Source organism: uncultured Rikenella sp., assembly GCF_910577125.1.
Taxonomy (GTDB): domain Bacteria; phylum Bacteroidota; class Bacteroidia; order Bacteroidales; family Rikenellaceae; genus Rikenella.
This window is the reverse complement of sequence record NZ_CAJTMN010000070.1, coordinates 1-10,377: the sequence shown is the minus strand read 5'-3', so window position 1 is coordinate 10,377 and position 10,377 is coordinate 1. Positions and strand designations below refer to the sequence as shown.

At 55.7% G+C, this 10,377-nt stretch carries 9 protein-coding genes and 1 tRNA gene; 8 read left to right on the top strand and 2 right to left on the bottom strand.

The window, feature by feature from the left end; translation table 11 throughout:
• Window positions 1–98: 98 nt before the first annotated feature.
• The 5 genes from QZ292_RS07680 to QZ292_RS07660 all read left to right on the top strand — a co-directional run bounded on the left by QZ292_RS07680 (window position 99) and on the right by QZ292_RS07660 (window position 6,201).
• Window positions 99–1,643 (top strand): acyl-CoA carboxylase subunit beta, encoded by a 1,545-nt coding sequence (locus tag QZ292_RS07680; protein ID WP_294600172.1) that lies wholly within the window; start codon window positions 99–101, stop codon window positions 1,641–1,643.
• A 403-nt stretch (window positions 1,644–2,046) separates the two neighbouring features.
• Window positions 2,047–3,531 carry an acetyl-CoA carboxylase biotin carboxylase subunit gene (locus tag QZ292_RS07675; protein WP_294600170.1) on the top strand — a complete coding sequence of 495 codons (1,485 nt, stop codon included), beginning with the start codon at window positions 2,047–2,049 and terminating at the stop codon, window positions 3,529–3,531.
• Between the two features lie 33 nt (window positions 3,532–3,564).
• Window positions 3,565–4,104 (top strand): biotin/lipoyl-containing protein, encoded by a 540-nt coding sequence (locus tag QZ292_RS07670; RefSeq protein ID WP_294600168.1) that lies wholly within the window; start codon window positions 3,565–3,567, stop codon window positions 4,102–4,104.
• Between the two features lie 79 nt (window positions 4,105–4,183).
• Entirely contained in the window at window positions 4,184–6,073 is a 1,890-nt protein-coding gene (gene uvrC, locus QZ292_RS07665) for an excinuclease ABC subunit UvrC (protein ID WP_294600167.1), read from the top strand.
• A gap of 54 nt (window positions 6,074–6,127) precedes the next feature.
• Window positions 6,128–6,201 (top strand) — tRNA-Ile (locus tag QZ292_RS07660).
• Window positions 6,202–6,248: 47 nt separating this feature from the next.
• Here QZ292_RS07660 and QZ292_RS07655 read toward each other — a convergent pair.
• The gene (locus QZ292_RS07655) at window positions 6,249–7,154 is read right to left on the bottom strand and encodes a WYL domain-containing protein (protein ID WP_294600165.1); all 906 of its coding nucleotides are present in this window, start codon (window positions 7,152–7,154) and stop codon (window positions 6,249–6,251) included.
• A 118-nt stretch (window positions 7,155–7,272) separates the two neighbouring features.
• Between QZ292_RS07655 and QZ292_RS07650 the strand changes: the two genes are divergently transcribed.
• The 3 genes from QZ292_RS07650 (at window position 7,273) to QZ292_RS07640 (ending at window position 9,253) form a co-directional block, all read left to right on the top strand.
• On the top strand, window positions 7,273–7,614 hold the full coding sequence (locus tag QZ292_RS07650) for an HIRAN domain-containing protein (RefSeq protein WP_294600162.1): 342 nt from the start codon (window positions 7,273–7,275) through the stop codon (window positions 7,612–7,614).
• Between the two features lie 833 nt (window positions 7,615–8,447).
• Window positions 8,448–8,687, top strand: a complete 240-nt coding sequence (locus QZ292_RS07645) for a hypothetical protein (RefSeq protein WP_294600160.1) — start codon at window positions 8,448–8,450, stop codon at window positions 8,685–8,687.
• A 248-nt stretch (window positions 8,688–8,935) separates the two neighbouring features.
• Entirely contained in the window at window positions 8,936–9,253 is a 318-nt protein-coding gene (locus QZ292_RS07640; protein WP_294600159.1) for a lipocalin family protein, read from the top strand.
• Between the two features lie 109 nt (window positions 9,254–9,362).
• Here QZ292_RS07640 and QZ292_RS07635 read toward each other — a convergent pair whose 3' ends face one another.
• Window positions 9,363–10,286: a site-specific integrase gene (locus QZ292_RS07635; protein ID WP_294600157.1), complete on the bottom strand. Its 924-nt coding sequence runs from the start codon at window positions 10,284–10,286 to the stop codon at window positions 9,363–9,365.
• Between the last annotated feature and the right edge of the window lie 91 nt (window positions 10,287–10,377).

The window sequence follows — 10,377 nt, the reverse complement described above, 5'->3', positions numbered from 1 at the left end:
CATCCTCTAAAGTTTTTCTGGTTCTCTTTGTTCACAAAGAGAACAGTACCCTCCAGGGCAAAAACAGATAATCGAAAGGTTAAAAGTAAAGATCGATTATGGGAAAAGCATACGAGAAATTTTTGGCCCGTCAGGCCGCGTTAGAGAAGCAATACGACACCAAATACTACGAGAAGCAGCACAATCGCGGGAAGTTGACCGCCCGTGAGCGGATCGAGTTGTTGTTCGACGAAGGCACCTTTGAAGAGGTCGACGCCTATGCCACCCCCGCCGCAGCCGGCGGGTTCGGCAAGTCGACGACCGCTTTGGGAGACGGAGTGATAGCCGGATACGGGACGGTCGGCGGGAAGTCCGTGTATGCCTTCTCGCAGGATTTCAACGTGTTGGGTGGTTCTTTGGGGTCGGTGCACGCCGCGAAGATCGTCAAAGTGCAGAGCATGGCCCTCAAGACCGGTTCGCCGCTGATCGCCCTGATCGACTCCGGCGGCGCGCGGATCCAAGAGGGGATCACCAGCCTGAACGGCTATGCCAATATCTTCCGGCAGAACGTGCTGGCATCGGGCGTGATCCCGCAGATCTCGGCCATCATGGGGCCGGCGGCGGGGGGGGCTGTCTATTCGCCGGCGCTGACCGACTTTATCTTTATGACCGAGTCCACGAGCTACATGTTTGTGACCGGGCCCGACGTCGTGCGGCAGGTGCTGAACGAAGAGGTGACCGCAGAGGAGCTGGGGGGGGCTTCCGTGCATTCGACCAAGACCGGGGTGGCCGATTTCGTCTTCAGCGACGACGAGAATACCATCAAGGGAATCAAGATGTTGCTCTCGTTTCTGCCGGCCAATAACATCGAGAATCCGCCGTTTATCGGCACCGACGACCCGGCGGATCGCGCCGAAGAGGCGTTGCTGGACATCGTGCCGGACGATCCGGACAAACCGTACGACGTGCTGGAGGTGATCCGGATGGTTACCGACCACGGCCGCTTCTTCGAAGTGGGGGCCGGGCATGCGCGGAATATCGTGACGGGGCTGGCCCGGATCGGCGGCTATGTCGTCGGGGTGGTGGCCAACCAGCCGCAGGTGATGGCCGGGACGCTCGATATCGACGCCTCGGTGAAGGGGGCCCGGTTCATCAACTTCTGCGACAGCTTCAACATCCCGATCATTACGTTCGAAGATGTGCCGGGCTTCCTTCCGGGGACGGATCAGGAACATGCCGGGATTATCCGCCACGGGGCGAAGCTGCTCTACTCCTACACGCGGGCGACGGTGCCGCGTATTACGGTCATCCTGCGCAAGGCGTATGGCGGGGCTTATATCGTGATGAACAGCAAGGGGGTGGGCGGAGACTTCTGCTACGCTTGGCCGACGGCCGAGATCGCCGTCATGGGGCCGGAGGGCGCTACGGCGATCCTCTACCGCAAGGAACTTGCCGAGGCGGAAGACCCGGTGGCGCTCCAAAAGGAACTCTCGGCGAAGTATCGCGACGAGATCGCCAATCCCTATGTGGCGGACGAAAAGGGTTTTATCGACGAGGTGATCGACCCGCGGGTCACGCGCTCGAAAATCGTCAATGCGCTCAAAACACTGGAGAAAAAATCGGTCAGCCTGCCGCGACGAAAACACGGCAATACACCGCTTTAATAACCGTTCGATTATCCGTCTTTGCCCAGGAGGGTACTGTTCTTTTTGGCTTCGCCTTCCTCCTTGCCGTTCGGCAATTTGCAAACTACGTTTGCATTGCCCTCACTGGCAGCGTCGGTTGTGAACAAAAAGAACCAAAAAAACTTTAGAGGATGCTAACGCATCCTAAACTGCCGGCGGCCCGGTTTTCGGACTTTTCTTTGGGCCGGGAGCAAACGGCGCGCATAGGGTTAAACTCACATTAAGCGCGCCGTTGCCCCGACCCAAAAGCAATCTCGAAGATTGAGGACTGCGGAGCGTAAGGAGTAGCGTAGCTAACTAAAAGTTTTTGGTGCCGCTTTTTCCAAAAAGCGGCAGTTCCCTGCGGGTAGACACAGATAATCGAATTGATAAAGAGAAGTATATGATCAAATCGTTACTGATAGCCAATCGCGGCGAGATCGCCATTCGGATATGTCGGACCGCCAAGCGGATGGGGATCAAGACCTATGTGATTCGCACCGTCAAGGAGCCCAACGCCGTTTATCTGGACTTTGCCGACCACGTGATCGACTTTCCCGAGACCGATGGGGCCATCCCCGAGTTTCTCGATATAGACAACCTCGTGAAACTCGCCGTGGACAATAAAGTTCAGGCCATGCATCCCGGGTACGGGTATTTGTCGGAAAATGCGGAGTTCGCGCAGAAATGCACCGATGCCGGCGTGAAGTTCGTCGGGCCGCCCGCCAAGCTCATCAAAGACATGGGCGACAAGATCATCGCCAAAGAGATTGCCGCGAAGAACGGCGTGCCGATGCTCCAGGGGAGCGAAGGGAGCGTCAAGGACGTGAAAGAGGGGGTGAAGATTGCCAAGAAGATCGGTTATCCGGTGATCATCAAGGCCGCATCGGGCGGCGGGGGGCGCGGGATGCGGATCGTGCACAAACAGAGCGAGATGGAACGCATGTTCCACGCCGCTTCGTCCGAGGCGCAGAGCGCGTTCGGCGATCCGTCCGTCTTTATCGAGAAATACCTCGAAAATCCGAAACACATCGAGTTTCAGGTGGTGGCGGATGCGCACGGGAACGTCGTGCACCTCGGGGAGCGGGAGTGCTCCGTGCAGCGGAAACACCAGAAACTCCTCGAAGAGGCGCCGTCGTCGGGAATCGATGCCGCGTTGCGGAACAAGATGGCCCGCGTGGCGGTTAAATTGGCCAAGGGGGCGGGATATGAAAGTCTGGGTACCGTGGAATTTTTGCTCGACAAGAACAAAAACTTCTACTTCATGGAGATGAACACCCGGATTCAGGTCGAACACCCCATTACCGAGGCGATTACCGGTCTGGACTTGGTGGAATTGCAGCTGCGGATCGCATCCGGCGAGAAGCTGCCCATCAAGCAGAGCGACGTGAAGCTCAACGGGTGGGCCATCGAGTGCCGGATCAATGCCGAAGACGTGCAGGCCGACTTCACCCCTTCGATGGGAACCATCAAACAGCTGCGCCTGCCGCAGGGGGACAACATCCGGATCGATACGGGGATTGTGCCCGGGTCGGAGATTACCCCGTGGTTCGACTCCATGATCGCCAAACTCATCGTCCACGGAAAAGACCGGAAACAGGCCATCGAACGGGCCTTGTCCGCTTTGGAGCGGTTCCATATCAAAGGCGTGAAGACCTCCATCCCGTTCTGCAAGGCCGTGCTCCACAACGAAGCCTTCCGGAACGGAGATTTCGACACCTCGTTCATCGAGACCAAGCTCGAATCGCTCGTCTACCGCGAGCCGGACGAAGAGCTGATGGCAGCCATGCTGGCTTTGTACCACTACACCCATGAGACCGTGCCCGATGTCGGGCCCGAGACCGGGATCGACCCGTGGGTACTCAACCGACGGATCCGGAACTTGTAACTCTCCGTCCATTTCTTTTAGGCTATTCCGACTATGACACCGAAGAAAACGACCAATACGACCAAACTGATCGCCCTCGACACCAACACCAACGCCGAGTACGAATTTTCGGTCAAAGACAACTACGAATACCGCTATCAGAAGAAACCGATCCGGATCGACCTCGTGCGGGAAGCGGACGGAGTCAACGTCCTCTCGTGCAACGGGATGCGCTATCCGTACGAAGTGACGCGGCAGAGCGCCAATACCTACAATATCATCCTGAACGGCGTCAGCTACTCGTTCTCCGTCGAGACCCCCTTCTCGCTCAGCCGGAAACGGATGCTCGCCGCCAAGGCCGGCCTGTCGAAGAAAGAGGTCATCAAGGCGCCGATGCCGGGCAAGATTCTCGACGTCTTCGTCACCGAAGGACAGTCGGTGGGGAGCGGCGAAGCGCTGCTCGTGCTCGAGGCGATGAAGATGCAGAACACCATCTCGACCCACATGAAAGGGACGGTGACGAAAGTGACGGTGGTGCCGGGCAAGACGGTCGGGAAAGACGACGTACTGATCGAAATCAAGGCCGAACACTGATCGGATTTCGGTTTGAGGAGGGGGTGCTCTTTCGGCGTTCAATAAATCTGCGGAAGATTCCGTTTACCGGGGAGGAGAGATGACACACGAACAGACCGTCGAACAGCGCGTGCGCGAAAAAGTCGCCCTGTTGCCGGAGGGGCCCGGCGTATACCAGTTCCTCAACGCCGAGGGAACCGTTATCTACGTCGGAAAGGCCAAGAACCTCAAACGGCGCGTGAGTTCCTATTTCGTCTCGCGGGCCGACCACACCCGGAAAGTGCAGGTCATGGTGCGCCAGATCGCCGATCTGCGCCACATCGTCGTCGGCAGCGAAGCCGATGCCCTGCTGCTCGAAAACAACCTCATCAAAGAGCTCCAGCCCCGGTACAACATCCTGCTGAAAGACAGCAAAAGCTATCCGTGGATCGTCGTCAAAAACGAACCTTTCCCGCGGATATTCTCTACCCGCAAATTCATCAAAGACGGCTCCGTCTACTTCGGGCCCTACTCCTCGGTGAACATGCAGCGCGCTGTGCTGGAGCTCATTCGGGGGCTCTATCCGCTGCGCACCTGCAAACTCAACCTCGCGCCCCAGGCGATTGCCCGGGGAACCTATTCGGTGTGTCTGGAGTATCACATCGGGAACTGCAAGGGCCCTTGCGTGGGGTTGCAGAGCGAGGAGGATTACATGGCGAATATCGCGGCGGCCAAGAATATCCTGCGGGGCGACCTGCGGCCTGCCGAAGCCTACTTTACCGACGAGATGAAGCGCCTCGCCGAGGGGCTCCATTTCGAACAGGCGGCGCGGGCCAAGGACAGGCTCGCCTTGTTGGCCGACTACTCGAGCCGCTCGGTGATCGTCAGCGCCACCCTGACCAATCTGGAGGTGGTCTATGTGTTGCACGACGAGGGGACGGCCTTTTGCAACCACATGCGCATCGTGCGGGGTGCCGTGGTGCACTCTTTCACCTTCGAGATGCGCGGCCGGTTGGACGAGTCGCCCGAGGAGCTGCTGACCTTCGCCCTGGGACAGATTTTTGGCGAGGAGTGGGAGGAGGGGACGCCGCTGCCGCGGGAGGTCATCGTGCCGATGATGCCCGATGCCGAGCTCTTCCCGACCGTCAATTTCACGGTGCCGCAGCGGGGGGATAAACTCGAATTGCTGCGTCTGGCCGAGAAGAACTGCAAAATCGCCCGGCTCGAGAAGTTCAAGCAGATCGAAAAGACCGACCCCGACCGGCACACCGACCGGATTATGGCCCGGATGCAGAAAGACCTCCGGCTGCCGGTCGAGCCGCGATATATCGAGTGCTTCGACAACTCCAACATACAGGGAACCAATCCGGTAGCCTCGTGTGTCGTCTTTCGCGACGGGAGGCCCAGTCGGAAGGAATATCGCCATTTCAACATCAAAACGGTGGTCGGCGCCAACGACTTCGCCTCGATGGAGGAGGTGCTCACGCGGCGTTACGGGCGGTTGCAGGCCGAGGGACAGCCGCTGCCCGACCTGATCGTGATCGACGGGGGAAAAGGGCAGCTCTCGTTCGCCTTTTCGGCGCTGGAAAAGCTGGGGCTTCGGGGGCGGGTGTCGGTCGTGGGGCTGGCCAAGCGGATGGAGGAGGTCTACTACCCGGGCGACCCGTTGCCGCACTATCTGGACAAGACCGGTGAGTCGCTGCGCATCCTGATGCACATCCGCGACGAGGCGCACCGCTTCGGGATTACGTTCCACCGCCAGAAACGGTCGATCAACTTCCTGAAATCCGAGCTGGAGAACGTGCCGGGGCTGGGGCGGACTTCGATCGACCGGCTCTTGAAAAAGTACCGGACGCTGGCCCGCATGGGGCGGACGCCGGAGCCGGAACTGGCGGAGCTGATCGGCGCGGGGCGGACCCGGATTTTGCTGGATTATCTCCGTAGCCGGGAAGAGGCCGCCGGCAGCCGCAGCGGCGAACACACGCCTTCGGATTTGGAGATTGACGGGTAATGATATACTTTTGCAGCGATATTCTCAGGCTCCGTCTCTCGGAGCGGACGAGAAGGGCCCATAGCTCAGTTGGTTAGAGCAGCGGACTCATAATCCGAAGGTCGTGGGATCATGCCCCTCTGGGCCCACCGCACACTCTTCCCTCTCTTGCCCGACAAGAGAGGGAAGTCTTTTTTTAGTCCAATATCTGCCCCATCCGGGCGATGCGCTCGTGCAGAAAATTCCGGAACTCCTCCGAACCCTCGACCCGGATATCGTCCAGCAGTCCCAGCACGAACCTTCCCACCCCCTCGAAACTGCACACCTGTGTCTCCAGCCGCCACGATTGCGGCCCGGTCTGTCGCAGCGCCCGTTCGGCCAGCGGAAACTCTTCCACCAGCAGATTGGCTGCCCGCAAGCCCAGCTCCAGCCGGATCGGAAGCTGGTCGAAGCTGCTGATCCGGAACAGATCGACAAAACCCTCCCGGTGCTTCTCCTTAGCCTCCCATTCCTGGGGTAAAAGCTCCGCCTGTCCGATACGGGCCACTTTGAAAAGCCGGTTCTCGGCCGACTTCGGTTCGTAAGCCCACACCTGTACGTAGTTCGTTGTAAAGGCAAACGGTTCGACGACCCGGTCGCGGATCGTCGAACCGTGAGCCGAACGATAGCCGCAGAGTCTGACCTGTCTCTCCTGAACGATGGCCTCCGTGAGTGTGTCGATGCATCGGGCCCGTGCGCCGTGTGTCGTGCACTCCGCCAGCACCCGATAGTCGTAAACCGTATAGAGCTTTTGTTTGAGATTCTGTTTGAGCAGATTCGTGTCGTCGATCGACTCGATGGCGCTTTTGAGGATATAGGCCTCCTCCTCGGTGAAGTGCACCAGTTCCGAAATCTCCCTGAAGTGGGGCGACGTGCGGTCCAGCCGGACGTAATCGCCCGTCCGTTTGACCACGAAACCCGCCGAGCGGAACGTGTCGATATACCGGTAAACCGTCCGACGCGACATGCCCATCCGGGTGGCTATCTGGTCGACCGTATAGCGGTTGTTGGCGGTCAACAGCTTCATCAGCCGCAGCAGCCGTTCTAACTTAGGCTGATCCATAGAGAGGAAAGATGTTATTTTTTCGAAAGATAGAAAGATTTTTCCGTACGAATGCCGGTGTGTCAAAAGTTGTCGCAGTCTCTCTGCAAATTTGCAGTCGAATCAATATCTGTGCATCATGGAAACGAACAAAAGACACTACGCTCACTTTCATTTGTCGGGATTCAGCTACTATCAGGGAGCCGAAGTGTTCGACGAGCTGAAAATCGGGACCTTGCTCAGCCTGCGGCGCGAGGAGGAGAATCGTTTCGACCCCTATGCCGTGGCGGTCTGGTACGGCGATCGCAAGCTGGGGTTTGTGCCGCGAGGCTCGAATCATGAGCTGAGCAAGTGGCTCGAGATGGGATATGGGCCTGCTTTCGAGTGCCGGATCAACCGGCTGAGTCCGGACTGCGACCCCGAGGAGCAGGTCGGCGTGGTGATCCACCTGTTGCGTGCACCGTCGGGCGATTCCGAGTGACGGAAAGCAGTCCGACCATCGGACAGCCCGATAAAAAAGGGGCGACCGCAAGGCCACCCCGAATGTTTTCACAACGGAGCAAAACCTTCTTCTACGCTTCGTTTTTTAGGCATGGCTGTCAAAGATACAAAATGAAAGCGGAGCACAACGGAATCGAGTCGGAGATGGATTAATCGAAGCTGTCAAAGATACAAAATGAAAGCGAAGCACAACAACAATTCGAAGATCTCAATCCGCCGATTACGTCATTCCGAACGAGAGCGGTCGATCTGGATGGAATCGCAGAGTGAAGGAAGATTATGAGATTGAAAATGAAAGATATACATGACGAATGACGACTTCACGAAAGTCATCCGCATCTCGTCGAGGAGCATTAAAGAGTGGTCGAACCTGTCGCACTGTCGAATCGCCGCAGAAAAAACGAAATGTTGACTGATATTCAGAATGTTATCGAAAAGTCGACAAGCTTAGGGAGAGGACAAGCATAACACATCGATCATTATGCACATCTTCGAAATAAAAGTAGAAGAAGGCATCATGGATCATCGTTCGAGAATTTCCGGATGGGTGATGTCTATTGCGCAGTATATCAGGCAATAAGAGTATTGTGAAGTATATAAAAGAAAGGCCATAGACATGTAGCACCTCCAGGAACTGCAATCCCGGCAACACACATATCTGTGGCCTTTTTTGCAAAAATAGTAGGTTTTTCGATTCTATGAACGAATTGTTAAAAAATATGCTGTCAAAGATACAAAATTGAAGTATATATAATATAAATTATTTATTTTTCGATTTTTGCTATATTCACGAATTAGGGTAATAACGACGTTATGGATTACAATGGTTTAAATCTGCACGAACTGACCGTCTACGATCTCTGCGCGGATGCCGAGTGCTTGCGGAGGCTTTGTCCGCTTGGAAAAGAGGCATATGTGCAGGAGCTCCAGCAGCATTCGGAATTACGTTGGAATAGCATGTTGAGTTTGTCGGAAGAGTCAGGATACGAAGCCCTGGAGGCTGCCGTCGAGCGGCAATTTGCGAACGAAATTGCCGCGTTATTTGACGAATGACGTTTAAAGTAACTCCGTGATCAGTCTTGCGAAGAAACCTTCTCGACAATCTTTGCAGCACCTTATCCAATCGTTGAGTTCTTTCCGCTCGAGAATAGTCCCATGCTTTCTCTATGGCATCCGGAGGAGTCGGGATGCACCGAAAAATCAAAGTTTTATGAAAAAACTCATTTGTGCGATGCTCGCGTTGTCGCTCGTGGCTTTTGTGGGCTGTAAGAAAGACAAGGACAAACAAAAGGAGGTTACCATTGACATGGGAGGTGTATAAGACCTATTATGCGGACGAAGAAGGTAGTGAGTGGGACGATGAATACGGAGTGGCGGCCGGATGTCAGAGTTTCTTGATAATCACGGCCAATGGTACGGGGGCGATGGAAGATATTGATGAGGGGAACAAGCATACGACCTCGTTCACCTATGAAATCGAATCCGGCTACGTGACGATCACCGACTCGTATGGTGATACGGAGCGGTGGACAGTCAAATCGCTGACGGATAAGGGGCTTGTGCTGGAATCTATCTGTGGTAACGAAACTCTTGCCATCTATTACAAACGCATCAAGTAGCTCCGGCGGTTCGATCTTTCGTTGAACAGGAAGCGGATCGGTTCTGTGCCCGGAGCCGATCCGCTTTTCGTTTGGCTTCGTGAGAAGGTCACAGGGTTGAACCGGGGGATTATTTCAGCGCCCGGGACATCTGCTCGACGCAGCGTTTCTTTTGTTCCAGATTCGGGTGGACGTACAGGTTCAGGGTTGTGCTGATGTTGGAGTGTCCCAGTAGTACGCTGACAGTCTTATAGTCGCATCGGCTCTCGATGCAGCGGGTGGCGAAGCTGTGGCGCAGACCATGAAACTTCAGGGCCGGAATTCCCAGCTCTTCCAACAGGCGTTTGTAGTGGTTCCGATAGGTGCGCGGTTCGGTCGGCCGGGCGTTGTTGGTCAGAACGAAGAACTCCCGGTTGACGATCCGTTTCAGCGGCTTGACCATCCGGAGCAGGTCGCGGGACATGGGAATCTCGCGGATGGAGTTACGGGATTTCGGGGTGTCGATAATCAGTTCGGTGTGGCGCGAGCCGTCGGCCAGGTAGATGCGCTGGATGGTTTTATTGATTCGGATCACGCCGTTCAGCGGGTCGATGTCTTCCCATTTCAGGGCGCATATCTCGCCGATCCGCATACCGGTGCAGAGGCAGATGTAGATGCCTAAATTCGGGAACGTGAAATGGCTGGCGATGTATTCCATGATTTTGCGTTGGTGCGCTTTGCTGAGTACCTCTATGTGTTGTGGCTCTCGTTGGGTCGGAAACCGGATGTCGATTTGTCGATGTTCGATCAGCCCGTTTTTTACGCCGAACTTCAAAATCATTTTCATCACGATCAGGATATCTTTGATTGTTTTCTGGCTGAGTCCCTGTTCCAGTTTTTCGAGTACGAACCGCTGGACGAGCTCTTCCGTGATTTCTGTCAGGTTCCCGAAGGCGGGGCGGAGATGGTTGGCGATCAGCAGCGAGTAGGCGGCATAGGTGGATTTTTTGACATACTGTTTTTTGTCGTCTTTCCACAGTTCCGAGATTTTTTCGAATTGGTTGTTGTTTTTCATGTTTTTAGGATGGATTGTTTATGCGGGGTAATGATAACAACAAATCGGTTATTGTATCTCGAAATGTCCCCCTTTGAGATTCCCGGAGTTC

Excerpts from the sequence above, each read along its gene's own strand:
- QZ292_RS07680 (WP_294600172.1), top strand. The coding sequence starts at position 99 with ATGGGAAAAGCATACGAGAAATTTTTGGCCCGTCAGGCCGCGTTAGAG.
- QZ292_RS07635 (WP_294600157.1), bottom strand. The coding sequence starts at position 10,286 with ATGAAAAACAACAACCAATTCGAAAAAATCTCGGAACTGTGGAAAGAC.
- QZ292_RS07655 (WP_294600165.1), bottom strand. The coding sequence starts at position 7,154 with ATGGATCAGCCTAAGTTAGAACGGCTGCTGCGGCTGATGAAGCTGTTG.
- QZ292_RS07670 (WP_294600168.1), top strand. The coding sequence starts at position 3,565 with ATGACACCGAAGAAAACGACCAATACGACCAAACTGATCGCCCTCGAC.
- uvrC (WP_294600167.1), top strand. The coding sequence starts at position 4,184 with ATGACACACGAACAGACCGTCGAACAGCGCGTGCGCGAAAAAGTCGCC.
- QZ292_RS07645 (WP_294600160.1), top strand. The coding sequence starts at position 8,448 with ATGGATTACAATGGTTTAAATCTGCACGAACTGACCGTCTACGATCTC.
- QZ292_RS07675 (WP_294600170.1), top strand. The coding sequence starts at position 2,047 with ATGATCAAATCGTTACTGATAGCCAATCGCGGCGAGATCGCCATTCGG.
- QZ292_RS07650 (WP_294600162.1), top strand. The coding sequence starts at position 7,273 with ATGGAAACGAACAAAAGACACTACGCTCACTTTCATTTGTCGGGATTC.